Source organism: Streptomyces sp. NPDC104831 (genome assembly GCF_055583025.1).
On sequence record NZ_JBVJOT010000025.1, the window covers coordinates 95,037 to 120,411 of the forward strand.

Sequence of the window (25,375 nt, forward strand, 5' to 3'; positions counted from 1 at the left end):
ACCCCCCTCAGCCGGGCCCTCCGACCGGTCAGCGCAGTTCCGCCAGGCCCCTGCGGGTCGCCGCCACGACCACGCGGTCCCCCTTCTCCAGCACGTGGTCGGAGGGCGTGTCCGGGTGGCCCAGACGGGTCAGGGCGCGCCAGGAGCCGGTGCGGGAGGCCTCGTTCAGGGTGTGGCCCTCCAGCTGGGGGTGGCCGTCGACGTCGACCGCGGCGAAGAGCAGGACGCGGCGCTCCACCGCGATCGCGCCGAGGACCTGCCGGCCGAGCATCGCCCCGGCGAACGCGGGGGCGGCCAGGTGGGTGACGCTGCGGCTGCGGGTCAGGGCGTGCGGGTGGGCGGCGCGCAGGGTGCGGTAGACGGCGGTGGCGAAGTCGTCGTCGTACAGGCGCAGCACCACCCGCAGGTCGGGGCGGACCGTGCGGGCGTAGAGGACGGCCTCCAGGTTGGTGGTGTCGGCGCTGGTCACCGCGAGCAGGGTCCGCGCCCGGTGGATCTGGGCCGCCTCCAGGACGCCTTCCTGGGTGACGTCGCCGAGGACCACCGGCACCCGCAGCCGCCGGGCGGTGGCCAGGCCGCGTGCCTCGGGGTCGGACTCGACGCACACGACGGGGACGTTCAGCTCGCGCAGCCGGGTCAGCACCCGGGTGCCGATCTTGCCGAGTCCGAGCAGCACCACGTGTCCGCTCAGCCCGCGCGGCGGCCTGCGCAGGGTGGAGGCGGTGCGGAAGGTGCCGAGCGCCTCCAGTCCGGCGGCCAGCAGCACCGGCAGCAGGAGCAGTCCGACGAGTGCGGACAGCAGTTGCAGGACCTGGCGGCCGAGGGGTTCCTCGAGCGCCGGGTCGTCGATGGCGAACAGGTCGAGCAGGGTGATGTAGCAGGCGCGCAGCGGATGGATGCCGGTGACCAGCCACAGGGTGACGGCGAGGGCGACCACGCAGCCGACCAGCCCGGCCAGCGACCACCGCAGCCGCCGGGAGAAGAGCGAGGCCAGCGGCATGACGCCGGTCAGCCGGCGGGCGGGCGCGGCGGATTCCGCGTCCGTGGGGGAGGAGACGTGCTCCAGCACCACGGCGTGCCGTCCGGCTGCCTGCCGCACCTCCTCGTCGCCCGGGAGCAGGAGCGGCGGCTGCTCCCCGCCGGACAGCAGCGCGAGCGTGCACAGGCCGGGGCCGGGGCCGGCCCCCTCCGCGCCGGCCAGCGGCCGTTCCACGGCCCGCAGCAGCAGCCCCTCGGTCTGGATGACCCTGCCGGTGCCGGCGACGGCGGTGGCCGCGAGCGCGGGCGCGGCGGTGTCGGCGTCGGACAGCACGGTCGTGGACGCCTCCGGGCCGGGGCCCGGGCCGTCCTGTCCGCCCCCGGCGGCCAGCGCGGCCGCCTGGTCGAGGAGGTCCTCGATGTGCTGGCCGAGCCGCCGGTTGTACAGCCTCAGGACCAGCCGCAGCCGGGGGTTGAGCCGGCGGGCGGTCAGCGCGGCCCGGATGTTGGTCTCGTCGTCGTCGTACACGAGGGCCAGCGCGGCGGCCCGTGCCACCCCGGCCTCCGCGAGCACCGCCTCGGTCGGTTCGGCGGCCTCCATGACCGCCTCGCCGTCCGGGCGCCACCCGGTGGCCGCGCCGGTGGGCTGCCCGGTTCCGCCCGCCCGGCCCACCGTCCCCACCGCGGCGCTGACCACCCGGTCGAACAGCGCCGCCGACGCGGCCCGGGCCCGGCCGACCACGGGGGGCCGGGCGGTGCGCCGGTCGGGCGGTACGACCAGGGTGACCTGCTCGCCGTAGACCCCGCGCAACTCGGCGGCCAGCCGGTGCGCGAGCCCGTCGTCACCGCACACCACCATGTGCGCCTGCGGGCCTCCCGGCCCCCCTTGATACGGAACGCTCGCCACGGGGGGAAAGAGTGGCCGAAGCGGACGCGCGGTTCCAGCGAGGGTGGCTAGCGGCCCGCCGCCTCGAAGTCGAAGCGGGCCAGGTCGCGCAGCCAGGACTCCGCGTTGCCGTCGGACGGGGCGCGCCAGTCGCCGCGCGGGGAGAGCGAGCCGCCGGCCGAGACCTTGGGGCCGTTCGGCATCGCCGAGCGCTTGAACTGCGAGAACGCGAAGAAGCGGCGGCAGAACACCTCCAGCCAGTGCCGGATCTCCGCCAGGTCGTACGCCCCCCGCTTGGCCTCGGGGAAGCCGGGCGGCCAGGCGCCGGCGGCCGGGTCGTGCCAGGCGTGCCAGGCCAGGAAGGCGATCTTGGAGGGCCGGAAGCCGTAGCGCAGCACGTGGAAGAGGGTGAAGTCGTGCAGCGCGTACGGGCCGATCTTGGACTCGGTGGACTGCAGCTCCTCGCCCGGCACCAGCTCGGGGCTGATCTCGGTGTCCAGGATCGCGGTCAGCACCTTGCCGGTCTCGTCGTCGAACTGGCCGCTGGAGACGACCCAGCGGATCAGGTGCTGGATGAAGGTCTTCGGCACCCCGGAGTTGACGTTGTAGTGGCTCATCTGGTCGCCGACGCCGTACGTGGACCAGCCGAGCGCCAGCTCGGAGAGGTCGCCGGTGCCCAGCACGATGCCGCCGCGCTGGTTGGCCAGCCGGAACAGGTAGTCGGTGCGCAGGCCCGCCTGGACGTTCTCGAAGGTGACGTCGTAGACCGGCTCGCCGGAGGCGAAGGGGTGGCCGATCTCCTTCAGCATCAGCCGGGCGGTCGGCGTGATGTCCAGCTCGGCGGCGGTGACGCCGAGGGCGCGCATCAGCTTGTGCGCGTTGTCCTTGGTGTGGTCGCTGGTGGCGAAGCCGGGCAGGGTGAAGGCGAGGATGTCGCTGCGCGGCCGGCCCGCTCGGTCCATCGCCCGGGCGGCGACGATCAGCGCGTGCGTGGAGTCGAGGCCGCCGGAGACACCGATGACGACCTTGGGCCCGCCGATGGCCGCCAGCCGCTGCTGGAGGCCGGCGACCTGGATGTTGTACGCCTCGTAGCAGTCCAGGGCGAGCCGGTCGGGGTCGGCGGGCACGAACGGGAACCGCTCGACGCGGCGGCGCAGCCCGAGGTCGGTGAGCGGCGGGGCCAGCTCGAAGGCGACGGTCCGGAAGTCCCCGGTCCGCGCGGCGTGCGCCCGGCGGTTGTCGTCGAAGGTGCCCATCCGGTGCCGCTCCTGCCGCAGCAGGTCCAGATCGACGTCGGCGACGGCGCACTGGTCGCCGGCCGGGAAGCGCTCGGACTCGGCGAGCAGCACCCCGTTCTCGTAGATCATGGTCTGCCCGTCCCAGGACAGGTCGGTGGTGGACTCGCCGAGGCCGGCCGCCGCGTAGACGTAGGCGGCGAGGCAGCGGGAGGACGCCGAGCGGCACAGCAGGGCGCGGTCCTCGGCCCGGCCGACGGTGATCGGGCTGCCGGAGAGGTTGACCAGCACGGTGGCCCCGGCCAGGGCGGCCTCCGCGCTGGGCGGCACCGGCACCCACATGTCCTCGCAGATCTCGGTGTGCAGCACCAGCCCGGGGACGTCCTCGGCCGCGAACAGCAGGTCCACGCCGAACGGCACCTCGGCGCCGGCGACGACGATGGTGCCGCCCCGCTCGTCGTGGCCGTCGGCGATCTGCCGGCGTTCGTAGAACTCGCGGTAGTTCGGCGGGTACGACTTCGGCACGACGCCGAGGACACGGCCCCGGTGGACGATCACCGCGCAGTTGTAGATCCGGTGGCGGTGGCGCAGCGGGGCGCCCACGACCAGGACGGGCAGCAGTTCGGCCGAGCCGGCCACGACCGTGTGGAGCGCCGCTTCGACCTGGTCGAGCAGGGCGTCCTGGAGCAGCAGGTCCTCGATGGAGTAGCCGGTCAGGCCCAGCTCGGGGAAGACGGCTACGGCGACGCCCTCGTCCGCGCACCGGCGGGCCTGGCGCAGGACCGCTTCGGCGTTGGCGTGCGGGTCGGCGATGACGGTGTGGCCCGTGCACGCGGCGATGCGTGCGAAGCCGTGGCTGTAGAGCGACCAGAAGTTCAACGGGGCTTCCTTCATTTCAACAGACCGCACTGACGAAGCGAATCTCCTCCTGGGGGAAGCCTAGATCCCGGCCGTGCGGAGCCCGGGACCCGGCCGTGCGCCCGGGCGGCACCGGCCCAGGTACCCGGGGACGTACCCGGGCATGTACTCGGGTGCGGCTGAGTACGCGTGCTCTGTGCGGAAGGCGGCGCGCGGGGCGACGGTGGGGGTATGCGAAAAGGACCGAAGACACCGGCTCGCGCCGCTTCGCGCCTGCTGCCGGTTCTCGCGCCGGCCGTGGTCGCGCCCCTCGCGTGGGCCGCCTGGCTGGGCTGGGACGGGCGACCGGACGTACAGGCCGACGGCACGACGACCGGCCCCTACCAGGCCTGGCAGATCCTCGGGCTGGTCGTCACCCAGCTGGCGCCGGTGTACTGGGCCACCGCCCGCCGTCACCCGCTCGCCGCCGTCCTCGGCACCTCGGCGGGCCTGACCGCCGCCGCGTACTGCGACTGGTCCGACGAGGCCAGCGGCCTGTTCGTGATCGGCGTGGGACTGGTGGCCCTCGGCAGCCTCGCCGGGACCGCCGCCGCGACGGGAGTGATCGGCTTCGTCCGCCGGTCCCTCACGGGCGGCGGCAGGCCGCCCACGGTGGGGCACCCGCGGTAGGCGGGCGGCGGCCGAGGAGACCGGGCGCTCCGGGGTGCGCGCCGTGGTGTGCCGCACCCCGGGCCGGGTCGGTCAGTCCGTCCCGCCGAGTTCGGCGAGGCGGGCGCGCAGGCGGGCGTTCTCCTGTTCCAGGGCGTCCATGCGGGCGCGGACGGGGCCCAGGGCCGTCTCCAGCTCCTCCTCGGAGTAGCGCGGGGTGATGTGCTGGTGGCAGTTCCAGTTGAAGCCCTCGACCTCGACGACCATCAGGCGTTCCACCCGGCCGTCGGTGCGCGGCTTCTCGAGGCGCTCGGCGAGCGCGGGATCCTCGTCGAGGCCCAGGGTGCGGGCCCGGCCCAGCAGCTTCAGGCGGGCCTGCCGGGCGTAGTCCATGAAGAACAGCGCGACCCGGCCGTCGGAGCGCACGTTGCCGGTGGTGATGTACTGCCGGTTGCCGCGCACCTCCGCCCAGGCCAGCCGCCGTTCGTCCAGGACGTGCACGAAGCCGGCCGGGCCGCCGCGGAACTGGATGTACGGCCAGCCGGTCTCGCTCGTGCTGGCGAGGTAGAACCCGTCCCGGGTGGCGAGGAACGCGGCCTCGTCGGGGCCGAGGGCGTCCGGGCCGGCGTCGGGCTGGGCGAGGGCGCGCAGACCTAACTGCCCACTGCCCTGCTCCTCCTGGACGCGGCGCACGCTGTCCGTGTAGGCGAGGTGTGCGAACCGTCCCATCTAACGTTCTCCCTCTTGGTCGGGTCCGGCCGCGCTCCCTCGCGCGGCCGGTGCGGCGCCCAGGATCGCGGCGAGCAGGCCGGGAAAGCGCCGGTCGAGTTCCTCGCCGCGGATCCGGCTGACCCGGGTGTTGCCCCGCAGATGGGTCTCGACGACGCCGCTCTCGCGCAGGGTGCGCAGGTGGTGGGAGACGGTGGAGCGTCCGACCGGCAGGTCCAGCGCGCCGCAGGGCGCCTCGCCGAGGGTGTCGAGCAGCCGCACGATCTGCAGCCGCACCGGGTCCGCGAGGGCTTGCAGCACGGTGCCGATCTCCACCGTGGCGAGGTCCGGCTGCGGCAGCCGGGTCTCCTCCGTCGTTCGCATCCTGCCTCCAGGCTCTGTGCGCCCAGCGCGGCCGGGCGGCACCGGCGCGGCGGTGACGCACGGCGCGCGACTGTGGCGATGTTGCTCGACATCTACGATACACATCGAACCTCTATTACGATCCGCATCGACGTATTCGACGACGATCGAAACGCAGGTGCTCCCATGACCCCTCCCGCGGCCCCGTCGGGGCACGTCTGGCGGACCCACGCCCTGGTGCTCGCGCTCGGGACCTTCACCGTCGGCACCGACGCCTTCGTCATCGCGGGCCTGCTGCCCGCCATCGGCGACTCCCTCGGTGTCTCCCTGGGCGCGGCGGGCCAGCTCGTCAGCGTCTTCTCGCTGGCCTACGCCCTGCTCTCCCCGGTGCTCGCCGCGCTCACCGGCCGCTGGTCCCGGCGTACGGTCATGATCACCGGGCTCGCCGTGTTCGCCGCCGGCAACGTGCTGACCGCCCTCGCCCCCGACTACGCGGTGGTCCTGGCCGCCCGGGTGCTCGCCGCGGCGGGCGCCGCGATGTTCACCCCCAACGCGGGCGCCACGGCGGCGACGCTGGCCGGGCCCGAGCACCGGGGCCGGGCGATCGCCGTCGTCACCGTGGGGCTGACCGCCTCGCTCGCCCTGGGCGCCCCGCTCGGCACCGTCATCGGCGAGGCCCTGGGCTGGCGGGCCACCCTGTGGTTCGTCACCGCGCTCGCCCTGCTGGTGGCCCCGGTCATCGCCCTGCGGCTGCCCGGCGTCACCCTCGGCGGGCCGACCCGGCTGCGCCGGCGCCTCGCCCCGCTCGCCGACCGCAAGGTGGCCGGGGCGCTGGCCGGCACGCTGGTCGCGTTCATCGGCATCTACCTGCCGTACACCTACATCAGCGCCGTCTTCGAGCCCGCCACCGGCGGGAACGGCACCCGGGTGGCCGCGCTGCTGCTGGTGTTCGGCCTGGCCGGGACGGCCGGCAACCTCACCGCGGGCCGGCTGGCCGACCGCAAGGGACCGCACGCGGTTGTCACCGGCGCGATGCTGCTGCTCGCCGCCGTGTTCGCGGTGATGACCGGCGCACGCTCCTCCTACCCGGCGGCCGTCGCGCTGACGGCGGTGTGCGGCATCGCCTCCTGGTCGGTGACCGCGCCGCAGCAGCAGCGCGTCATGGCGCTGGCCGGCCCGGGCGGCGAACCCCTGGCGGTCTCCCTCAACGCCGCCGTGATGTACCTGGCGATCTCGCTGTCCGGCGTACTGGGCGCCGGGATCCTCGGCGCGGCGGGCGCCGCGTGGGTGGCCGGGGCGGGCGCCGCGTTCGCGCTGGCCGCGGCGGCGGTCACGGCCGCCGCCGCCCGCGCCGAGCGGACCGCCGTCCGGGGACCGGCGCCCGCCGGCGCCCGGGGGGCGGCGGGCGGTGGCGGACGCGGACCCTCGGCCGTGGATCAGCGGCCGGACCTGCGGTCTTAGGTCGGAGGACGTAGAACTATACAGGCGTTGATTTTTTTCGGAGGCGGGCGTAGCGTCGTCAACGCCCCTTGCTGGCAAGGGAGTCGGCGAGCGTCCCGGCCGTGCGCAGGTGTGACATGCCCTGCGCGACCCCCGTCGGCCGGGGCCCGCCCGCCCCCTTTCGACGGCACGCGTACGGACGAAAGGCTGAGGGATGATCCTGGTGACCGGGGCGACCGGCAACGTCGGCCGGAACCTGGTGCGCGAACTGCTGGGCGCGGGAGCGCGGGTACGCGCGCTCACCCGTGACCCGCGGCGCGCCGGCCTGCCGGACGGTGTGGACGTGGCCCGGGGCGACCTGACCGACGCCGAGTCCCTCACCGCCGCGCTGCACGGCGTCGAGCGGGCGTTCCTCTTCCCCGTGCACGGCCGCCTGCGACCGTTCCTCGACGCCGCGACCCGGGCGGGGCTGAAGCAGGTGGTGCTGCTGTCCTCGCAGTCGGTGGTGGACGAGCACCTGAAGCGGGAGCGGATGGGGCGGCTCAACGCGGCCGACGAGCAGGCCGTGATCGCCTCCGGCCTGCCGTGGACGTTCCTGCGCCCCGGCCCCTTCATGGTCAACGACCTGCCGTGGGCGTGGGGCATCCGGGCGGAGGGCGTGGTCCGCGCGGCGTACGGCGACGCCGCCACCGCGCCCGTCGACGAGCGGGACATCGCCGCCGTGGCCGCCCGCGCCCTGCTGGACGACGAGCACGTCGGCCGGGCGCACGAGCTGACCGGACCGGAGTCGCTGACCCAGGCGGAGCGGGTACGGATCCTCGGCCGGGTGCTCGGCCGGGAACTGCGCTTCGAGGAGCTGACACCCGAGGCGGCGCGGGAGCGGATGACCCGGCACCTGGAGGCGGAGACGGTGGACTCCCTGCTGCGCATGTACGCCCGGCAGTCGGGCGCGGCGGTGCCGGTGAGCCAGGCGGTGCGGGAGGTGACCGGCCGTCCGGCGCACACCTACGCCGAGTGGGCGGCCCACCACGCCGGGGACTTCGGGTGACCGGCGGCGGCTCCGGGGCCGGGGCCGGCGCCACCGGCGCGGAACCCGAGCGCAAGGGCGAGCGCACGCGCCGGCGGATCATGCGGGCCGCGCGCCGGAAGTTCGCCGAGGTCGGCTACGAACGCGCCACGATCCGGGCCATCGCCGCCGAGGCGGGCGTGGACAAGGCGTCCGTCATCCAGTACTTCGGCACCAAGCAGGAACTCTTCCGCGAGGCGGTCAGCTGGCACGTGCCGATCGAGGAGCTGACGACCCCCGACCCGGCCCGCACGGTCGACAACTACCTGCGCGCCATGCTGAGCAGCTGGGCCGCCGACCCGGACAGCCCCATGGCGGTGCTGCTGCGGACCAGCATGACCAGCGAGGAGGCCGCCGAGCTGCTGCGCCGCCATGTGACCAAGGAGACCATCGAGCGGGTGGCGGCCAACGTCGACGCCCCGGACGCACGGCTGCGCGCCGCGCTGTCCGGGGCGATGATGTTCGGCATCGCGACCCAGCGGTACCTGCTGCGCATGCCGGACCTGGCCGAGGCCGACCTGGACGACGTACTGCGCCTGGCGGCACCGCTGTTCCGCACCCTGATCGCACCCGGGTCGCAACCGGAGCCCGGGCCGGAACCCGAACCCGGGTCCCGGCCCGGCCCGGAGTCCGAGCCCGGGTCCTGACACGACCGGCGGTCAGCCGAGGGCGTCGGCCCGGTCGGCGACGAGGGCGATGAGTTCGTCCAGGTCGTACTGGGCGCGCCGGGGGCTGCCGTAGCGGGTGATCTTGCCGCGGCTGGCCCACTTGCGGATGGTGGCCTCCGTCACCCCGGCCGCGAGCGCGGCCAGTTCGGTGGGCACGAAGCGCCGCCGCTGCGGATGGCTCACCGGGCGGCCTCCCCCCGTGTGCCGGCCCGCTCGCCGTCGTGGCGCCGGGTGGCCCGCTCGCCGCGCGAGGCGGTCCGCCGCATGCGGTGCGCGACCAGCAGCCACTGCTGCGGCGGCAGCGCGTGCCCGGCGTCGCACGAGACCTGACCCGGTGCCGTGTCGTCGCCGTCGTGCACCACGGCGCGCAGCGTGCCGGAGCAGCCGGACCGCACACAGCGCCCCAGGTCGACGCGGTGGGCCGGGCCCGGACCCGCGAGCCGGCGGGCGGACCTGACGAGTGCCGTCACCTCCTCGGCGAAGTCACCGGCCGCGGGATGCGCGGCCAGCCAATCGGCATGGCGGACGAGGAAGGACACCAGGGGGCGGACCCCCTCCTGGGCCGGGACGGCCGTGCCGCACTCGTCCACCACCAGGCGCGCCCAGGAGGCGAGCGTGTTCTTCATCTCGGTCCGGAGCGCCATCGCTTTCTCATTCAGGGAAATACCGATGGCCCGGCTTCCGGTGACGCGCTGCCGCAGGCTGTACGGGGTGTGTGCTAACACCCGCCCGCATTCCTCGTAAAGCTCCGCGAGCGCGCACAGCGCAGGGATCAGCGCAGCCGCGCAGGGTTGGTCCTCCGACGTTTCTGACAATGGCAGAGCTTGGCGCATTCCGTGTTCCCCGTTTTTTGAAATGGAATTGCTTTTTGTCGGACCCGTCGTTGGGTCATGGCTGGCAGACCATGATGTGGCCAGGTGGTGACGTCCTTCGCGACACACTTGTCGCGCGGCAACAGGAGGGCGCTGCGCGGTGGACATGGCGCGGCGCGCGCTGAATGAATGATGGTTGGAATGTACCGGATAGGTGCGCTGGAATCGCGGTTTATCAGTCTGGCCTGCCCCCGTGCAACCGTATCAATTCAGGCCTGTAGCCCCCGGCTCGCAGTTCACAGTCTGCGTAGGCCGGGAAGGCTTAGTCAAGCAAAGAAAGGGGAAAATGGAACGCGGCGATCATTTCTCACGCAGCGGGAAATCGAAGGAGATGTGTCCGGTTCTGCGGGCATGTGTACCCGTATGCTCGACAGCGATTTCCCTGCCAGCGCATAGTCTTTTGCGCCTCCATGTGCGTATATGTCCGTGAATCCGGCTTGTTCCTCGTTCGGGGGGTCGGGCCGAGGGCGGCGGGGCCGCTGTTGTTGACGGATTGTCACCAAGCCGTCTGGTTAGGATGGCTTGGATCGTGCGTGGTGGAGAGACGGGGGTCGCCATGAACATGCACGCGGATCCGGCCTGGGGACAGTCCGGCGATCGCATCCGCACGGGCGGGACCGGCCACGCCGAGCGCGTCTTCCGGGTCCAGCAGGCGTTCGTGAAGCTGCGCGGCCGCACGCACGGCCCCGGGGAGCTGGCCGAGGCGGCCGGACTCGACGACTCCGCGGTCCACCGCATCCTGCAGTCCGGCATCTACGAAGGCGTGTTCGACCGCGTGGGCCGGGGCAGGTACCAACTCGGCACCACCGCCGCCCTGGTGGGCATGCAGGCCATGGCGCACACCCTCGACCGCCACACCGCCCGGTCGGTCCTGCTCAGGCTGCGCGCCGCCACCGGGGGCGGACTCGCCTTCCTCTACACGCTCGCCCCGTTCGGCGGGGCCCAGCGGCAGTGCGTCGACATGGCCGTCGGCGACTCCGACCTGTCCGAACTCGGCATGACGCCCCGCGAGGTGCTGGCCGTCACCCGCTCGCTGCGCACCGGCGCGTCGGGCCGCTCGATCCTCGCGTACCTCCCGCGCCCGATCCAGGAGCGGGTCGCCGCCGAACCCGCCGTGGCCGAGGCCGGCCCCGGCGCACTGGTGGACAACGACGCGCTGTGGGACTCGCTGCGCGACATACGCGACCGGGGCCACGCCATCGGCCTGGAGGAGTGCGTCGCCGGCTGGAACTCCTGCGCGGCACCCGTGATGTGGGACGGCTGGGTCTTCGGCGCGGTCCTCGTGCTGATGCCGGACGCCGGCGCCGCGCACCCGGACGTGATCGACGCGACGATCACCGCCGCGACCCAGCTCAGCCTGTCGCTGGGCCCCCACCACCGCGCCCTGGGCTGAGCGGGTGCCCGCCCGTCGCGCTGCCGGCCGCGCGAACAAGTCCTCCGCGCCGGACGATTGACAAACATCCGAACGACCTGTCACGCTGATCGGGCGGCACACGTGTGCCCTCAGGCCGGTGTTCGCTCCGCCTCGTGCCAGTCGCCCAGGCGTGCAGAGCCACCTCGCCGACGCGATTCCACCGGCCTCACCCGTCCGTGCCGTTCTCTCGCGGCCGTACCGCCGCAACGCTCGATCACCCTCACCCTCACCTTCCCTCCCGTCTGCCGCCGTCCGCCCGTGAGCGAGCAAGGGCTCGCGCGCGACGGCGATCCGACGTGCCGTCAGCCAACTCACCGGCGTCTCCCCGTACCGGGACGTACGCAACAGGAAAGGAGGCGCGGATGGACGCTGCCCTCGTCGACGTTCCCGTGGTCATCGTGGGAGCAGGCCCCTCGGGGCTGATGCTCGCCGGTGAACTGCGCCTCGCCGGGGTCGAGACCGTCGTCATCGACCGCCTTCCCCAGCCCAGCGGAGAATCCCGCGGGCTCGGCTTCACCCCTCGCACCATGGAGGTCTTCGACCAGCGCGGACTGCTGCCCCGCTTCGGCGAGATCGTCACCAGCAGGCTCGGCCACTTCGGCGGCACCCCCGTCGACTTCGGCGTGCTCGACGGCGCCCACTTCAGCGTCAAGGACGTGCCCCAGCACCGTACGGAGGCGGTGCTCGGCGCATGGCTCGCCGAGCTGGGCGTCCGGGTGCGGCGCGGCCGGGAACTCGTCGCCCTGACGGCCGGCGAGGACGGTGTCCTCGTCGAGATCGAGGGCCCCGACGGCCCCGAACGGCTGCGCGCCGGCTACCTGGTGGGCTGCGACGGCGGTCGCAGCACGGTCCGCAAGCTCGCCGGGTTCGACTTCCCCGGCACCGCCGCGACCATGGAGATGTACCTCGCCGACATCACCGACTGCGAGGTGCGGCCCCGCCCCATCGGCGAGTCCGTGCCCGGCGGCATGGCCATGTCGGTGCCCATCGGCGACGGCATCCACCGCATCATCGTCTGCGAGCGCGACAACCCGCCGCGCGAGCGCACCGGGCCGCCGCCCTTCGCCGAGGTCGCCGCCGCCTGGCAGCGCCTGACCCACCAGGACATCAGCGGCGCCACCCCCGTGTGGATCAGCGCCTTCGGCAACGCCGCCCGCCAGGTCACCGAGTACCGCCGCGGCCGCGTCCTGCTGGCCGGCGACGCGGCGCACATCCACCTGCCCGCCGGCGGCCAGGGCATGAACACCGGCATCCAGGACGCGGTCAACCTCGGCTGGAAGCTCGCCGCCGTCGTGCGCGGCACGGCCCCCGGGGCACTGCTCGACACCTACCACGCCGAGCGCCACCCGGTGGGCCGCCGGCTGCTGACGAACACCCAGGCCCAGGGCCTGCTCTACCTCAGCGGCAGCGAGATGCAGCCGCTGCGCGACGTGCTCTCCGAACTGGTCGCGTACGAGGACGTCGCCCGCCATCTCGCCGGCATGATCAGCGGCCTGGACATCCGCTACGACGTCGGCGCGAGTGACCACCCGCTGCCCGGCCGCCGCATGCCGCACCTGGAACTCGTGACCGCCGACGGCGACAAGACCGGCACCACCGCACTGCTGCACAGCGCCCGCGGCCTGCTGCTCGACCTCGCCGACGACCCCGCGCTCCGGCGCGCCGCCGCCGGCTGGGCGGACCGCGTGGACACCGTCACCGCGACCCCGCACGGCATCACGCCGGAGCACGCGGCGGCCGGCGCCGCCGCCGTCCTGGTGCGCCCCGACGGCCATGTGGCCTGGATCGCGCCCGGCGGGCCCGGCGAGCTGCCCGCCGCCCTGGAGCGCTGGTTCGGCCCGTCCCGCTGACCCCGCGCCCGCCCCACCACCCCACCTCTTGCGCCACCCGCCCGAGCACCACCGGCCGCGCCCGGCCGCGTCCGGTCGCGAACCGTCGTGAGGAGACACCCACCATGAAGCACAGCACGTTGATCGTGGCCCGGATGGAGCCGCACGCCAGCGACGACGTCGCCCGCCTCTTCGGCGCCTTCGACGACACCGAGATGCCCCACCGCATGGGCACCCGCCGCCGTCAACTGTTCAAGTACCGGGGCCTGTACTTCCACCTCCAGGACTTCGACACCGACAACGGCGGCGAGCTGATCGAGGAGGCCAAGACCGACCCGCGCTTCATCCGGATCAGCGAGGACCTCAAGCCCTTCATCGAGGCGTACGACCCGCAGACGTGGCGCTCGCCCAAGGACGCGATGGCCACCCGCTTCTACCACTGGGAGGCCTCCGCATGACGCCCCGGCGCGTCGTCATCACCGGCATCGGAGTCCTCGCGCCGGGCGGCATCGGCGTGAAGAACTTCTGGAGCCTGCTGAGCGAGGGCCGCACCGCGACCCGCGGCATCACCTTCTTCGACCCCTCCCAGTTCCGCTCGCGCGTCGCCGCCGAGATCGACTTCGATCCCGAGGAGCACGGGCTGAACCCGCAGGAGATCCGGCGCATGGACCGCGCCGCCCAGCTCGCCGTCGTCGCCACCCGCGAGGCGGTCGCCGACAGCGGCATCGAGCTGACCGGCATCGACCCCTACCGCGTCGGCGTCACCGTCGGCAGCGCGGTCGGCGCGACCATGGGCCTGGACCAGGAGTACCGCGTCGTCAGCAACGGCGGTCTGCTGGACCTGGTCGACCACACCTACGCGGTCCCGCACCTGTACGACCACATGGTCCCCAGCTCCTTCGCCGCCGAGGTCGCCTGGCAGGTGGGCGCGGAGGGCCCGAGCACGGTGGTCTCCACCGGCTGCACCTCCGGCCTGGACTCGGTCGGCCACGCGGTGGAGCTGATCCGCGAGGGCTCGGCCGACGTCATGATCGCCGGCTCGTCGGACGCGCCGATCTCGCCGATCACCATGGCGTGCTTCGACGCGATCAAGGCGACGACCCCGCGCAACGACGACCCCGAGCACGCCTCCCGCCCCTTCGACGGCACCCGCAACGGGTTCGTGCTGGGCGAGGGCTCCGCCTTCTTCGTACTGGAGGAGCTGGAGAGCGCCCGGGCACGCGGCGCCCATGTCTACGCCGAGATCGCGGGCTACGCCACCCGCTCCAACGCGTACCACATGACCGGGCTGCGCCCCGACGGCGCGGAGATGGCCGAGGCCATCCGTGTCGCGCTCGGCGAGGCCCGGATCGCCGGCGACCGGATCGACTACATCAACGCGCACGGCTCGGGCACCAAGCAGAACGACCGGCACGAGACCGCCGCGTTCAAGAAGAGCCTGGGCGACCACGCGTACCGCACCCCGGTCTCGTCCATCAAGTCGATGGTGGGCCACTCGCTGGGCGCGATCGGCTCCATCGAGATCGCCGCGTCCGCCCTGGCCATGGAGCACCACGTCGTGCCCCCGACGGCCAATCTGCACACCCCCGACCCGGAGTGCGACCTGGACTACGTGCCGCTCACCGCCCGTGAGCACCGCACGGACACCGTCCTGACGGTCGGCAGCGGCTTCGGCGGATTCCAGAGCGCCATGGTGCTCGCCCGGCCCGAGAGGAGCGTGGCATGACCGGCACGGCCACGAAGGTGGTGGTCACCGGGCTGGGCGTCGCCGCCCCCAACGGCCTGGGCACCCAGGACTACTGGGCGGCGACCCGGACCGGCACGAACGGCATCGGCCGCATCACCCGCTTCGACCCCTCGCAGTACCCCGCCCGGCTGGCCGGCGAGGTCCCCGGCTTCGTCGCCCGCGACCACCTGCCCAGCCGGCTGCTGCCGCAGACCGACCACATGACGCGGCTCGCGCTCGTGGCCGCCGACTGGGCGCTCGCGGACGCCGGGGTGAAGCCGCAGGAGCTGCCCGAGTTCGACATGGGCGTGGTCACCGCCAGCTCCTCGGGCGGCTTCGAGTTCGGCCAGCGCGAACTCCAGGCGCTGTGGAGCAAGGGCGGCCAGCACGTCAGCGCCTACCAGTCCTTCGCCTGGTTCTACGCGGTCAACTCCGGGCAGATCTCGATCCGCAACGGCATGAAGGGGCCCAGCGGGGTCGTCGTCAGCGAGCAGGCGGGCGGCCTGGACGCGCTCGCCCAGGCCCGCCGGCAGATCCGCAAGGGCACCCGGCTGATCGTCTCCGGCGGCATGGACGCGTCGGTGTGCACCTGGGGCTGGGTCGCCCAGCTCGCCGGGAAGCGGCTGAGCACCAGCGACGACCCGTCGCGCGCGTACCTGCCGTTCGACGCCGGGGCGCGCGGCCACGTCCCGGGCGAGGGCGGCGCGATCCTCATCCTGGAGAACGCGGAGGCCGCGCGGGAGCGCGGCGCCCGGACGTACGGCGAGATCGCGGGCTACGGCTCCACGTTCGACCCCCGTCCGGGCAGCGGACGCCCGCCGGGCCTGCGCAAGGCGATCGAACTCGCCCTCGCGGACGCGGGCGCGACCCCGGACGAGGTGGACGTGGTGTTCGCCGACGCCGCCGCGATCCCGGAGCTGGACCGCGTCGAGGCCGACGCGCTCACCGCCGTCTTCGGCGCCCGGGGCGTCCCGGTCACCGCGCCCAAGACCATGACCGGCCGCCTGTACTCCGGTGCCGCCCCGCTGGACGTGGCCACCGCGCTGCTCGCCATCGAGGAGGGGCTGATCCCGCCCACCACGAACGTCGAGCAGGCCGACGGCTACGACCTGGACCTGGTGACGGGCGAGGCGCGTGCGGCCGAGGTGCGCACGGCGCTCGTCCTGGCCCGCGGCTTCAACGGGTTCAACTCCGCGCTCGTGGTCCGCGCCGCCCACTGACGTCCGCGCGGCGGGGCCGCCGCGCCCGCGCACGGAAGTCCCCGCGGCGGGCCGCCGCGCCTGTTCACGGAAATCCCCGCGGCAAGGGCGCCGCGCTTGTTCACGGAAGAAGGAAAAGCCATGGCCACTCAGGAATTCACCGTCGACGACCTCAAGCGCATCCTCCTGGAGGGCGCCGGCGCCGACGAGAGCGTCGACCTCGACAGCGACGACTTCCTCGACTCCGAGTTCGAGGCGCTGGGCTACGAGTCCCTGGCGCTGCTGGAGACCGGCGGCCGCATCGAGCGCGAGTTCGGCATCACGCTGGACGACACCGCGCTGACCGACGCCACCACCCCGCGCGCCCTCATCGAGGTCGTCAACGAGCACATCGGCCAGCCCACCGCGGCCTGACCGGGGCGCCCGCGCCCGACACCGGTCGCGCACGACCGTCGCGGCCCCGCCGCCGGACCCGGGGAGCGGACACCCCGGACCGGCGGCGGCCTTTTTCAGCATCGAGATCCGCAGGAGGAAACAATGGCGCAGGACAAGCGGGTCGCCCTGGTGACCGGGGCGACCAGTGGCATCGGCCTGGCCGTGGCCCGGCTGCTGGCCGAGCAGGGGCACCGGGTGTTCCTCGGCGCGCGCAACGCCGAGAACGTGGCCGCGACCGTGAAGGAACTGCAGAGCGCGGGCCTGGAGGCGGACGGCGCCACGCTGGACGTGCGCTCCGAGGCCGACGTGCACGCGTTCGTGCGGGCGGCCGTGGACCGGTTCGGCACGGTGGACGTGCTGGTGAACAACGCCGGCCGCAGCGGTGGCGGGGTGACCGCGGACATCGCCGACGAGCTGTGGCACGACGTGATCGACACCAACCTCAACAGCGTGTTCCGGCTGACCCGCGAGGTGCTCAACACCGGCGGGCTGCGGCACAAGAGCTGGGGCCGGATCATCAACATCGCGTCCACCGCGGGCAAGCAGGGCGTCGTCCTGGGCGCCCCGTACTCCGCGTCCAAGCACGGCGTGGTCGGCTTCACCAAGGCCCTCGGCAACGAGCTGGCGCCGACCGGCATCACCGTCAACGCGGTCTGCCCCGGCTACGTCGAGACGCCGATGGCCCAGCGGGTGCGCCAGGGCTACGCCGCCGCCTACGACACCACCGAGGACGCGATCCTGGAGAAGTTCCAGTCCAAGATCCCGCTCGGCCGCTACTCCACCCCCGAGGAGGTCGCCGGGCTGGTCGGCTACCTGGCCTCCGACACCGCGGCCTCCATCACCGCGCAGGCGCTCAACGTCTGCGGCGGCCTCGGCAACTTCTGATCCCTCGACTTCCAAGGAGCTATCGCGATGACCACCCGTGAGGTCGAGCACGAGATCACCGTCGCCGCCCCGGCCGAGGCGGTGTACCGGCTGCTGGCCGACGTGGAGAACTGGCCGCGCATCTTCCCGCCCACCATCTTCGCCGACCGTCTGGAGGGCGGGGAGACCGAGGAGCGGATCCGGATCTGGGCCACGGCCAACGGGGAGGCGAAGAACTGGACCTCGCGCCGCACCCTGGACCCGCGGGGCCTGAGGATCACCTTCCGCCAGGAGGTCTCCGCCCCGCCGGTCGCGGCCATGGGCGGCACCTGGATCATCGAGCCGGCCGGCGAGTCGTCGGCCCGGGTGCGGCTGCTGCACGACTACCGGGCCGTCGACGACGACCCGGCGGGCCTGGCCTGGATCGACGAGGCCGTGGACCGCAACTCCCGCACCGAGCTGGCCTCGCTGAAGACCAACGTGGAGTTCGCGCACGCCGCGCAGGAGATCACCTTCTCCTTCGAGGACACCGTGCAGATCGCCGGGTCGGCCAAGGACGTCTACGACTTCGTCAACGACGCCCACCTCTGGTCCGAGCGGCTGCCGCACGTGGCGAGCGTGCGGTGCGAGGAGGAGTACCCGGGCCTGCAGACCCTGGAGATGGACACCCGCGCCAAGGACGGCTCGACCCACACCACCAAGTCGTACCGGGTGTGCTTCCCGCACCGGAAGATCGCCTACAAGCAGGTCACACTGCCCGCGCTGATAAACCTGCACACCGGCTACTGGACCTTCACCGAGAACGAGGGAGGCGTGGCCGCCTCCTCCCAGCACACCGTGGTCCTCAACACCGACAACATCACGAGGATCCTCGGCCCGGACGCCGGCATCGCCGAGGCCCGCGCCTACGTGCACAGCGCGCTGAGCACCAACAGCCGTGCCACCCTCGGTCACGCCAAGGACCACGCCGAGGCGAAGCGGAACCATGCGGACTGACGTCCTCGTCGTCGGCGCGGGTCCGGTCGGGCTGATGCTCGCCGGCGAACTGCGCCTCGGCGGCGCCGAGGTGGTCGTGCTGGAACGCCTGCCCCGGCCGACCACCGAGTCCCGCGCGTCGACCCTGCACGCCCGCACCATGGAGATCTTCGCCGCCCGCGGTCTGCTCCAGGCGCTCGGCACCCCGCCGAACGACGTGATGGGCCACTTCGGCGGCGTCCCGCTGGACCTCACCCTGCCCACGCCGTACCCCGGGCAGTGGAAGGTCCCGCAGACCCGCACCGAGGAACTGCTCCAGACCTGGGCGCTCTCCCTCGGCGCCACCGTCCGCCGCGGCCACGAGCTGCGCGCGCTGACCGTCACGGACACCGGCGTCGAGGCCGAGGCCACCGGCCCCGACGGCCGGCCCGTCCGGGTGAGCGCCCGCTACGTCGTCGGCTGCGACGGCGAGCGCAGCACCGTCCGGGAGCTGACCGGGGCCGACTTCCCCGGGCAGGACGCCGGCCGCGAGCTGATCCGCGCGGACGTCGCCGGCATCGACGTCCCCGACCGGCGCTTCCAGCGGCTGGAGCGGGGCCTCGCCATCGCCGCCCGCCGCCCCGACGGCGTCACCCGGGTGATGGTGCACGAGTTCGGCCGCGCGGCCCGGCCGCGCACCGGCGCGCCCGCCTTCACCGAGGTCGCGGACGTGTGGAAGCGCGTCACCGGCGAGGACATCGGCGGCGGCACCCCGCTGTGGGTCAACGCCTTCGGCGACGCCTCCCGCCAGGTGGCGCGCTACCGCCACGGCCGCGTGCTGTTCGCCGGGGACGCCGCGCACGTGCAGATGCCCGTGGGCGGACAGGCCCTGAACCTCGGTCTCCAGGACGCCGTCAACCTCGGCTGGAAGCTCGCCGCCGAGATCCGGGGATGGGCCCCGGACGGCCTGCTCGACACCTACCACACCGAGCGGCACGCCGTCGGCGAGCGGGTGCTGAGCAACATCCGCGCCCAGACGACGTTCCTGCTCGGCGGCCCGGACGTGGAGGAGCTGCGCGAGGTCTTCCGCGAGCTGATCGACCCCGCGCACACCCGCCACACCCGCGCCCACCTGGCCGGGATGATCAGCGGCCTGGACATCCGGTACGACGTCGGCCCCGGCGACCATCCGCTGCTGGGCGCGCGCCTGCCCCACGGCGAGCCGGTCCCGGCCCCCGGCCCGTCCGGCAGGCAGGCCCGCGGGATGCTGCTGGACCTCGCGCCCGGCGGCCCGTCCGGAGCGGAGCCGCGCACCGCCGCCGGCTGGGCGGACCGCGTGGACGTCGTCACGGCCGGGTCCCGCACCGCCGGCGGTCCTCCCGCTCTCTCGGGGGCGCGTGCGGTCCTGGTGCGCCCCGACGGTCACGTGGTCTGGACCGACTCCGGCGCGGAGCGGCTGACGACGGCCCTGCACCGCTGGTTCGGCGCACCGGTGTCGTGAGGGTCCGGCGCACCGGTGTCTTGAGTTCGAGGGAGTAACCGACATGTCGAAGTCCGTACCGCCGTCCCCGGCGGCCCCCCGCGCGGCGACCGGCCCCGACGTCCTGATCGTCGGCGCGGGACCGACCGGTCTGCTGCTGGCGGGAGACCTCGCCGCCGCCGGGATCCGGGTCACGGTCCTGGAGAAGCGCGGCCGGAAACTGAGCAACCTGACCCGCTCGTTCACCGTGCACGCGCGCACCCTGGAGCAGCTCGACGCGCGCGGTGTCGCCGACGAGATCATCGCCACCGGCACCAGGCTGCCCACCCTGCCGCTCTTCGGCGAGCTGGACATCCACTTCGCGCACCTGCGCACCCGCTACCCGTATGTGCTGATCACCCCGCAGTTCCACGTGGAACAAGTGCTGGAGCGGCGCGCCGCCTCGCTCGGGGTGGAGTTCCGCCACGACACCGAGGTGGTCGGGCTGCGCCAGGACGCGGACGGTGTCGAGGTGGACGTCACCACCGCCGACGGCACCCGGGAGACGCACCGCGCGGCGTACGGCGTCGGCACCGACGGGGTGCGCAGCACCGTGCGGGGGCTGCTGGGCATCCCGTTCCCCGGCGACTCCGTGCTGCGCTCGGTGATCCTCGCCGACGTGCTGATGAAGGAGGCGCCCGCCGACCTGCTCACCGTGGACGCCAACGAGCACGGCTTCGCCTTCGTCGCCCCCTTCGGCGACGGCTACTACCGGGTGCTCGCCTGGAACCGGCACACCGACAGCTCCGCCGACGAGTCCGTGGACTTCGAGGAGCTGCGCCGGCTGTGCCGGTCCATCCTGGGCCGGGACTTCGGCATGCACGAGCCGCGGTGGGTCTCGCGCTTCCACAGCGACGAACGCCAGGCGACGCGGTACCGCGACGGCCGCTTCTTCCTGGCCGGAGACGCCGCGCACGTCCACTCGCCGGCCGGCGGCATGGGCATGAACACCGGCCTCCAGGACGCGATGAACCTCGCCTGGAAGCTGGCGGCGGCGGTGCGCGGCCACGGCGGCGACGCCCTCCTCGACACCTACGAGGCGGAGACGCACCCGGTCGGCGAGGAGGTGCTGCGCACCTCCGGGTCCCTGGTCCGCGCGGCCATCCGGCAGAGCGGACGGACCCGGCTCGCCCAGCAGGCGATGGTCTGGTGCGCCGGACACCTCGGCCCGCTCGGCGAGGCACTGGGCCGGCGCGAGGGCCTGGCCGTCTCCGGCACCGGGATCACCTACGGGCGCGGGCGCGGCGACCACCGGCTCGTCGGACGGTTCTTCCACGGACGGCTGACCGGCGGACGGCTCGACGGCGCCCTGGGCACCGGCCGCCTCGTGCTGCTCAGCCCCGACGAGGCGGTACGCGCGGCGGTGGCGGAGTGGTCCGACCGTGTCGTCCCCGCCGCCGCGGCCGTCCGCACCACGCTGCTCATCCGTCCGGACGGGTACGTCGCCTGGGCGGCCGAAGGCCCGGACCCGGCGACGGTCCGCACCGCCCTGACCCGCTGGGCGGGGCCACCGGAACCCCGGCTCCGCCTTGCGTACGCCGGCTGAGGAACGGCGCGCCGGGGGCGGGGCGCGGGCCGGGGAGGCGGTGCCGGCACGGGAGATGCCACCGGCACGGGAGCCGTTGCCCGAGCCGGTCCCCGTACCGGAGCCGTTGCCCGGGACGCTGCCCGTGCCGGACGGCCGGCGCGTCGATCTGTGGCTGGTGCGCAGCCCCGGACCGGGTGCGCCGCCCGGCCTCCGCGTCCGCGCCGACCCGGAGACACCGGCCGGCGAGGAGGCCCCGGCCGAGGCGGAGGCCCTCGCCGGCCCGGACGTCCTCGACGTGCTCGACGCGGCGGAGCGGAAGCGCGCGGCCGCGTTGCGCCGTCCCGCCGACCGGGCCCTGTACGTCGCCTCCCACCTCGCCCTGCGGACCCTGCTCGGTGCCTACCTGCGCCTTCCCGCGCGCGAGGTGGTCCTCGTCCGCGAGCCGTGCCCCGGGTGCGGCGGCCCGCACGGCCGCCCCGCGGTCCCGGGCACCCCGCCCCCGCTGCACTTCTCCCTCTCGCACAGCCACGGCCTGGCCCTGATCGGGGTGGCGGCGGTCCCCGTCGGCGTCGACGTGCAGCGCGTACCGGGCCCCGGCACCGTGGACGCCTGCGCCCCCTCGCTGCACCCGGCCGAACGCGCCGAACTGGACCGGCTTCCGCCCGGCGCACGCCCCGGCGCGTTCGCCCAGCTGTGGGCGCGCAAGGAGGCGTACCTCAAGGGCATCGGCACCGGCCTCGCCCGCCCCGCATCCGCCGACTACCTCGGCGCCGACACCGGGGCCCGGCCGCACGGCTGGACGGTCGCCGACGTGCCCTGCGCGCCCGGTCACACCGCGGCGGTCGCCGTCCTCGGCGCGGCGCCCCCGGTCACGGCCGTACGCCGGTTGCCCACACGCCCACTGCCACCTCACCTCATCGACTGACGACCATTCACACGGGGGTTCCGCCATGGCCGACACCGCCTACGTCTTCCCGGGCCAGGGATCACAGCGCGTGGGCATGGGCCGCGATCTGCACGACCGGTGGCCGGAGCTGATCGGCGACCACTACCGGTCCGCCGACGACATCCTCGGCATGCCGCTGTCCCGGATCTGCTGGGAAGGCCCCGCCGACACCCTGCGCGACACCGCGATCACCCAGCCCGCCATCCTGCTGACCAGCGTCGCCACCTGGGAGGTGCTGCGCGCGCACGGCCTGGCCCCCGACGCCGTGGCCGGTCACAGCCTGGGCGAGTACGCGGCGCTGGTGTGCGCCGGCGCGCTCGACTGGGCCGACGCGCTGCGCCTCGTACGGCTGCGCGGCGAGCTGATGGCGGGCGTCAACCGGCGCGTACCGGGCGGCATGGCCGCGGTCATGGGCCTGGAGCTGGCACGGGTCGAGGAGATCTGCGCCGCCGTCACCGCGGACACCGGACAGCTCGTCGAGGTCGCCAACGACAACGAGCCCGGGCAGATCGTGGTGTCCGGGCAGACCGGGGCCGTCGACGGCGTGCTCCGCGCCGCCCGCGAGGCGGGCGCGGCCAAGACCGTCGCGCTGAAGGTCGGCGCGCCGTTCCACAGCAGCCTGATGCGCGACATCGAGGACCGGTTCGCCGAGGCGCTGGCCGGCGTCCGCTTCCGCGACCCCGCCGTCCCGTTCGTCTCCAGCGTCACGGCGGAGCCGGTCACCGGCGCCGCGGAGATCGTCGCCGGCCTGCGCGCCCAGCTCGCCGCCCGGGTCCGCTGGACCGGCACCGTCACCCGGATGGCCGCCGCCGGCGCGGACCGGTTCGTCGAGGTGGGCCCGGGCCGGGTGCTCGGCGGCCTGTGCCGCCGCATCGTCCCCGGCGCGCGGACCTACCGCACGGACGACACCCAGCGCCTCACCGAGGTCCTCGACGCCTTCGCCGCCGAGGCCCCCGCCGGACGCGCGGCCTGACCCGGCGCGCCCCACCGACCAGTTGGCAAGGGAACCGGAGGGTACCCATGAGGAAACAGCTTGACGAGCTGCTCGGCATCAAGGAGTCGGCCCGGGGCGGCCCGGACCCGGCCGCGACGCGGCGCCAGCACGACAAGGGCAAGCTCACCGCCCGCGAACGCATCGAGCTGCTGCTCGACAAGGACTCCTTCCAGGAGATCGAGCAGCTGCGGCGGCACCGCGCGACCGGCTTCGGCCTGGAGGCGAAGAAGCCCCACACCGACGGCGTGATCACCGGCTGGGGCACGGTCCACGGCCGGACGGTCTTCGTCTACGCGCACGACTTCCGCATCTTCGGCGGCGCCCTCGGCGAGGCCCACGCCCAGAAGATCCACAAGGTGATGGACCTGGCGATCGCGGCCGGCGCGCCCCTGGTGTCGCTGAACGACGGCGCCGGTGCCCGCATCCAGGAGGGCGTCACCGCGCTCGCCGGCTACGGCGGCATCTTCCAGCGCAACACCCGCGCCTCCGGTGTCATCCCGCAGATCAGCGTCATGCTCGGCCCGTGCGCGGGCGGGGCCGCCTACAGCCCGGCGCTGACGGACTTCGTCTTCATGGTGCGCGGCACCTCGCAGATGTTCATCACCGGCCCCGACGTGGTCCGCGCGGTGACCGGCGAGGAGATCAGCCAGGACGGGCTGGGCGGCGCGGACGTCCACGCCCGGACCTCGGGCGTCGCGCACTTCGCGTACGACGACGAGGAGACCTGCCTGGACGAGGTCCGCTTCCTGCTGTCGATGCTGCCCGCCAACAACCGCGAGAGCGCCCCGGCCGTTCCCTGCGACGACCCCGCGGACCGGCGCGGAGAGGCGCTGTACGACCTGGTGCCGTCCGACGGCAACCGGCCGTACGACATGCGGGCCGTCATCGAGGAGATCGTCGACGACGGCACCCACCTGGAGGTCCACGAAGGCTGGGCCACCAACGTCATCTGCACGCTGGCCCGCCTGGACGGCAAGGTCGTCGGCATCGTCGCCAACCAGCCGCAGTCCCTGGCGGGCGTGCTGGACATCGCCGCGTCCGAGAAGGCCGCGAGCTTCGTGCAGATCTGCGACTCCTTCAACATCCCCCTCGTGACCCTGATCGACGTGCCCGGCTTCCTGCCCGGCGTCGACCAGGAGCACAACGGCATCATCCGGCACGGCGCCAAGCTGCTGTACGCGTACTGCAACGCCACCGTGCCGAGGATCTCGCTGGTGCTGCGCAAGGCGTACGGCGGCGCCTACATCGTCATGGACTCCCGCTCCATCGGCGCCGACCTGGCGCTGGCCTGGCCCACCAACGAGATCGCGGTCATGGGGGCGGAGGGCGCGGCCAACGTCATCTTCCGCCGGGACATCAACGCCGCCGACGACCCGGAGGCGGTGCGCCGGCAGCGCGTCAAGGAGTACAAGGCCGAGCTGATGCACCCGTACTACGCGGCCGAACGCGGCCTGGTGGACGACGTGATCGACCCGGCCGACACCCGCGAGGTCCTGATCCGCAGCCTGGCGATGCTGCGCACCAAGCACGCCGACCTGCCGATGCGCAAGCACGGCAACCCGCCCCAGTGACATCGGCAACGGAGGTCTTGTGTCCATGAACACCGCGGAGCCCCTCTTCCGGATCGTCCGGGGACAGGCCGACGCCGAGGAACTCGCCGCGCTGACGGCCGTACTGACGGCGCTCGCGCAGCGGGCGGGCGCGGCGGCGGAACCGGCCGCCGCGCGTCCGGCCGCCGCGCGCTGGTTCCGGCTGGAGCGCAACGCCGCTTTCCTGGCCTCGCACAGCTGGCAGACCGCGTCCTAGCCGCCCCGCGGCACGCACGTCCCACCGCGGACCACGACGAAACCACGGAGCAGCACGTGTCCTCTCCCCACGCGCCCGACGAGGTGGCGGCGCCGCGCGCCCGCCTTCACCCCTCCTCCGACCGCACCGGCCGTACCGGCTGCGGCGTTCTCCCGGACCACCGCGGGAGGCCGCGCGCGGCCGCCGGGCACCGGCGGCGGCCCGCCCCGGCACCCCCCGGTCCGGGGAGGGGGCACCGGATGGGCGACATCGCGGGGGGCGCCGAGGTGGTACGGATGGGGAACGGGTGGCAGTCGACGTCGGCGCCGGTGCGGAGCGCCGGGGAAGGGATCTCGAAATGAGTCTGCGCAAGGTGCTCATCGCCAACCGTGGCGAAATCGCTGTCCGCGTGGCCCGGGCCTGCCGGGACGCCGGGATCGCGAGCGTGGCCGTCTACGCC

The 25,375-nt window shown here is 73.9% G+C and carries 25 protein-coding genes; 19 read left to right on the forward strand and 6 right to left on the reverse strand.

What is annotated here, in order from left to right; all coding sequences use genetic code 11:
* Positions 1–28: 28 nt before the first annotated feature.
* Both ACZ63H_RS18900 and ACZ63H_RS18905 read right to left on the reverse strand, forming a co-directional pair.
* Positions 29–1,837 carry a potassium channel family protein gene (locus tag ACZ63H_RS18900; RefSeq protein ID WP_469866376.1) on the reverse strand — a complete coding sequence of 603 codons (1,809 nt, stop codon included), beginning with the start codon at positions 1,835–1,837 and terminating at the stop codon, positions 29–31.
* 95 nt (positions 1,838–1,932) lie between these two features.
* The gene (locus tag ACZ63H_RS18905) at positions 1,933–3,993 is read right to left on the reverse strand and encodes an NAD(+) synthase (RefSeq protein ID WP_469866378.1); all 2,061 of its coding nucleotides are present in this window, start codon (positions 3,991–3,993) and stop codon (positions 1,933–1,935) included.
* Between the two features lie 195 nt (positions 3,994–4,188).
* Here ACZ63H_RS18905 and ACZ63H_RS18910 point away from each other — a divergent pair, with 195 nt between their 5' ends.
* The gene (locus tag ACZ63H_RS18910; protein ID WP_469866380.1) at positions 4,189–4,626 is read left to right on the forward strand and encodes a hypothetical protein; all 438 of its coding nucleotides are present in this window, start codon (positions 4,189–4,191) and stop codon (positions 4,624–4,626) included.
* A 72-nt stretch (positions 4,627–4,698) separates the two neighbouring features.
* Here ACZ63H_RS18910 and ACZ63H_RS18915 read toward each other — a convergent pair whose 3' ends face one another.
* Positions 4,699–5,334 carry a pyridoxamine 5'-phosphate oxidase family protein gene (locus tag ACZ63H_RS18915; RefSeq protein WP_469866382.1) on the reverse strand — a complete coding sequence of 212 codons (636 nt, stop codon included), beginning with the start codon at positions 5,332–5,334 and terminating at the stop codon, positions 4,699–4,701.
* Complete coding sequence (locus tag ACZ63H_RS18920) at positions 5,335–5,697, reverse strand: ArsR/SmtB family transcription factor (RefSeq protein WP_467942284.1); 363 nt, start codon at positions 5,695–5,697, stop codon at positions 5,335–5,337. It lies immediately after the preceding gene.
* 165 nt (positions 5,698–5,862) lie between these two features.
* On the opposite strand from ACZ63H_RS18920, the gene ACZ63H_RS18925 reads away from it, so the two are divergent.
* The 3 genes from ACZ63H_RS18925 to ACZ63H_RS18935 all read left to right on the forward strand — a co-directional run bounded on the left by ACZ63H_RS18925 (position 5,863) and on the right by ACZ63H_RS18935 (position 8,829).
* The gene (locus ACZ63H_RS18925) at positions 5,863–7,137 is read left to right on the forward strand and encodes an MFS transporter (RefSeq protein ID WP_469866385.1); all 1,275 of its coding nucleotides are present in this window, start codon (positions 5,863–5,865) and stop codon (positions 7,135–7,137) included.
* 193 nt (positions 7,138–7,330) lie between these two features.
* Positions 7,331–8,164 (forward strand): NAD(P)H-binding protein, encoded by an 834-nt coding sequence (locus tag ACZ63H_RS18930; RefSeq protein WP_469866387.1) that lies wholly within the window; start codon positions 7,331–7,333, stop codon positions 8,162–8,164.
* Positions 8,161–8,829, forward strand: a complete 669-nt coding sequence (locus tag ACZ63H_RS18935; protein WP_469866389.1) for a TetR/AcrR family transcriptional regulator — start codon at positions 8,161–8,163, stop codon at positions 8,827–8,829. The genes ACZ63H_RS18930 and ACZ63H_RS18935 overlap by 4 nt, the downstream gene beginning before the upstream one ends.
* 12 nt (positions 8,830–8,841) lie before the next feature.
* On the opposite strand, the gene ACZ63H_RS18940 is transcribed toward ACZ63H_RS18935, so the two are convergent.
* On the reverse strand, positions 8,842–9,033 hold the full coding sequence (locus tag ACZ63H_RS18940; protein WP_467942291.1) for a hypothetical protein: 192 nt from the start codon (positions 9,031–9,033) through the stop codon (positions 8,842–8,844).
* Entirely contained in the window at positions 9,030–9,494 is a 465-nt protein-coding gene (locus ACZ63H_RS18945) for a hypothetical protein (RefSeq protein WP_469866391.1), read from the reverse strand. The genes ACZ63H_RS18940 and ACZ63H_RS18945 overlap by 4 nt, the downstream gene beginning before the upstream one ends.
* A 784-nt stretch (positions 9,495–10,278) precedes the next feature.
* On the opposite strand from ACZ63H_RS18945, the gene ACZ63H_RS18950 reads away from it, so the two are divergent.
* From ACZ63H_RS18950 to ACZ63H_RS19020, 15 genes are all read left to right on the forward strand, one after another.
* Positions 10,279–11,115 carry an IclR family transcriptional regulator gene (locus tag ACZ63H_RS18950; RefSeq protein ID WP_469866393.1) on the forward strand — a complete coding sequence of 279 codons (837 nt, stop codon included), beginning with the start codon at positions 10,279–10,281 and terminating at the stop codon, positions 11,113–11,115.
* 383 nt (positions 11,116–11,498) lie between these two features.
* Positions 11,499–12,986 carry an FAD-dependent monooxygenase gene (locus ACZ63H_RS18955; RefSeq protein WP_469866395.1) on the forward strand — a complete coding sequence of 496 codons (1,488 nt, stop codon included), beginning with the start codon at positions 11,499–11,501 and terminating at the stop codon, positions 12,984–12,986.
* Positions 12,987–13,090: 104 nt separating this feature from the next.
* Positions 13,091–13,423: a TcmI family type II polyketide cyclase gene (locus ACZ63H_RS18960; RefSeq protein WP_268696119.1), complete on the forward strand. Its 333-nt coding sequence runs from the start codon at positions 13,091–13,093 to the stop codon at positions 13,421–13,423.
* Entirely contained in the window at positions 13,420–14,691 is a 1,272-nt protein-coding gene (locus tag ACZ63H_RS18965) for a beta-ketoacyl-[acyl-carrier-protein] synthase family protein (RefSeq protein ID WP_469866397.1), read from the forward strand. The genes ACZ63H_RS18960 and ACZ63H_RS18965 overlap by 4 nt, the downstream gene beginning before the upstream one ends.
* On the forward strand, positions 14,688–15,911 hold the full coding sequence (locus ACZ63H_RS18970) for a ketosynthase chain-length factor (RefSeq protein ID WP_469866399.1): 1,224 nt from the start codon (positions 14,688–14,690) through the stop codon (positions 15,909–15,911). Before ACZ63H_RS18965 ends, ACZ63H_RS18970 begins: the two co-directional genes overlap by 4 nt.
* A gap of 120 nt (positions 15,912–16,031) precedes the next feature.
* Positions 16,032–16,304, forward strand: coding sequence for an acyl carrier protein (locus tag ACZ63H_RS18975; RefSeq protein ID WP_467942301.1), 273 nt, complete (start codon positions 16,032–16,034; stop codon positions 16,302–16,304).
* Between the two features lie 123 nt (positions 16,305–16,427).
* A complete protein-coding gene (gene fabG, locus ACZ63H_RS18980; protein ID WP_469866401.1) occupies positions 16,428–17,210 on the forward strand; it encodes a 3-oxoacyl-ACP reductase FabG in 783 nt (260 codons plus the stop codon).
* A gap of 27 nt (positions 17,211–17,237) precedes the next feature.
* Positions 17,238–18,185 carry an aromatase/cyclase gene (locus tag ACZ63H_RS18985; protein WP_469866403.1) on the forward strand — a complete coding sequence of 316 codons (948 nt, stop codon included), beginning with the start codon at positions 17,238–17,240 and terminating at the stop codon, positions 18,183–18,185.
* Positions 18,175–19,644 carry an FAD-dependent monooxygenase gene (locus ACZ63H_RS18990; protein ID WP_469866405.1) on the forward strand — a complete coding sequence of 490 codons (1,470 nt, stop codon included), beginning with the start codon at positions 18,175–18,177 and terminating at the stop codon, positions 19,642–19,644. Before ACZ63H_RS18985 ends, ACZ63H_RS18990 begins: the two co-directional genes overlap by 11 nt.
* A gap of 43 nt (positions 19,645–19,687) precedes the next feature.
* Positions 19,688–21,208: an FAD-dependent monooxygenase gene (locus ACZ63H_RS18995; protein WP_469866407.1), complete on the forward strand. Its 1,521-nt coding sequence runs from the start codon at positions 19,688–19,690 to the stop codon at positions 21,206–21,208.
* Between the two features lie 76 nt (positions 21,209–21,284).
* On the forward strand, positions 21,285–22,115 hold the full coding sequence (locus ACZ63H_RS19000) for a 4'-phosphopantetheinyl transferase family protein (RefSeq protein ID WP_469866409.1): 831 nt from the start codon (positions 21,285–21,287) through the stop codon (positions 22,113–22,115).
* Between the two features lie 25 nt (positions 22,116–22,140).
* Positions 22,141–23,109 (forward strand): ACP S-malonyltransferase, encoded by a 969-nt coding sequence (gene fabD, locus ACZ63H_RS19005; protein ID WP_469866411.1) that lies wholly within the window; start codon positions 22,141–22,143, stop codon positions 23,107–23,109.
* A 47-nt stretch (positions 23,110–23,156) separates the two neighbouring features.
* The gene (locus tag ACZ63H_RS19010; RefSeq protein ID WP_469866413.1) at positions 23,157–24,701 is read left to right on the forward strand and encodes an acyl-CoA carboxylase subunit beta; all 1,545 of its coding nucleotides are present in this window, start codon (positions 23,157–23,159) and stop codon (positions 24,699–24,701) included.
* 25 nt (positions 24,702–24,726) lie between these two features.
* A complete protein-coding gene (locus tag ACZ63H_RS19015) occupies positions 24,727–24,936 on the forward strand; it encodes an acyl-CoA carboxylase subunit epsilon (RefSeq protein WP_469866415.1) in 210 nt (69 codons plus the stop codon).
* A gap of 343 nt (positions 24,937–25,279) precedes the next feature.
* A partial coding sequence (locus tag ACZ63H_RS19020; protein ID WP_279617129.1) for a biotin carboxylase N-terminal domain-containing protein occupies positions 25,280–25,375 on the forward strand: 96 nt, incomplete at its 3' end.

Excerpts from the sequence above, each read along its gene's own strand:
- ACZ63H_RS18900 (WP_469866376.1), bottom strand. The coding sequence starts at position 1,837 with ATGGTGGTGTGCGGTGACGACGGGCTCGCGCACCGGCTGGCCGCCGAG.
- ACZ63H_RS18905 (WP_469866378.1), bottom strand. The coding sequence starts at position 3,993 with ATGAAGGAAGCCCCGTTGAACTTCTGGTCGCTCTACAGCCACGGCTTC.
- ACZ63H_RS18910 (WP_469866380.1), top strand. The coding sequence starts at position 4,189 with ATGCGAAAAGGACCGAAGACACCGGCTCGCGCCGCTTCGCGCCTGCTG.
- ACZ63H_RS18915 (WP_469866382.1), bottom strand. The coding sequence starts at position 5,334 with ATGGGACGGTTCGCACACCTCGCCTACACGGACAGCGTGCGCCGCGTC.
- ACZ63H_RS18920 (WP_467942284.1), bottom strand. The coding sequence starts at position 5,697 with ATGCGAACGACGGAGGAGACCCGGCTGCCGCAGCCGGACCTCGCCACG.
- ACZ63H_RS18925 (WP_469866385.1), top strand. The coding sequence starts at position 5,863 with ATGACCCCTCCCGCGGCCCCGTCGGGGCACGTCTGGCGGACCCACGCC.
- ACZ63H_RS18930 (WP_469866387.1), top strand. The coding sequence starts at position 7,331 with ATGATCCTGGTGACCGGGGCGACCGGCAACGTCGGCCGGAACCTGGTG.
- ACZ63H_RS18945 (WP_469866391.1), bottom strand. The coding sequence starts at position 9,494 with ATGGCGCTCCGGACCGAGATGAAGAACACGCTCGCCTCCTGGGCGCGC.
- ACZ63H_RS18950 (WP_469866393.1), top strand. The coding sequence starts at position 10,279 with ATGAACATGCACGCGGATCCGGCCTGGGGACAGTCCGGCGATCGCATC.
- ACZ63H_RS18955 (WP_469866395.1), top strand. The coding sequence starts at position 11,499 with ATGGACGCTGCCCTCGTCGACGTTCCCGTGGTCATCGTGGGAGCAGGC.
- ACZ63H_RS18960 (WP_268696119.1), top strand. The coding sequence starts at position 13,091 with ATGAAGCACAGCACGTTGATCGTGGCCCGGATGGAGCCGCACGCCAGC.
- ACZ63H_RS18965 (WP_469866397.1), top strand. The coding sequence starts at position 13,420 with ATGACGCCCCGGCGCGTCGTCATCACCGGCATCGGAGTCCTCGCGCCG.
- ACZ63H_RS18970 (WP_469866399.1), top strand. The coding sequence starts at position 14,688 with ATGACCGGCACGGCCACGAAGGTGGTGGTCACCGGGCTGGGCGTCGCC.
- ACZ63H_RS18975 (WP_467942301.1), top strand. The coding sequence starts at position 16,032 with ATGGCCACTCAGGAATTCACCGTCGACGACCTCAAGCGCATCCTCCTG.
- fabG (WP_469866401.1), top strand. The coding sequence starts at position 16,428 with ATGGCGCAGGACAAGCGGGTCGCCCTGGTGACCGGGGCGACCAGTGGC.
- ACZ63H_RS18985 (WP_469866403.1), top strand. The coding sequence starts at position 17,238 with ATGACCACCCGTGAGGTCGAGCACGAGATCACCGTCGCCGCCCCGGCC.
- ACZ63H_RS18990 (WP_469866405.1), top strand. The coding sequence starts at position 18,175 with ATGCGGACTGACGTCCTCGTCGTCGGCGCGGGTCCGGTCGGGCTGATG.
- ACZ63H_RS18995 (WP_469866407.1), top strand. The coding sequence starts at position 19,688 with ATGTCGAAGTCCGTACCGCCGTCCCCGGCGGCCCCCCGCGCGGCGACC.
- fabD (WP_469866411.1), top strand. The coding sequence starts at position 22,141 with ATGGCCGACACCGCCTACGTCTTCCCGGGCCAGGGATCACAGCGCGTG.
- ACZ63H_RS19010 (WP_469866413.1), top strand. The coding sequence starts at position 23,157 with ATGAGGAAACAGCTTGACGAGCTGCTCGGCATCAAGGAGTCGGCCCGG.
- ACZ63H_RS19015 (WP_469866415.1), top strand. The coding sequence starts at position 24,727 with ATGAACACCGCGGAGCCCCTCTTCCGGATCGTCCGGGGACAGGCCGAC.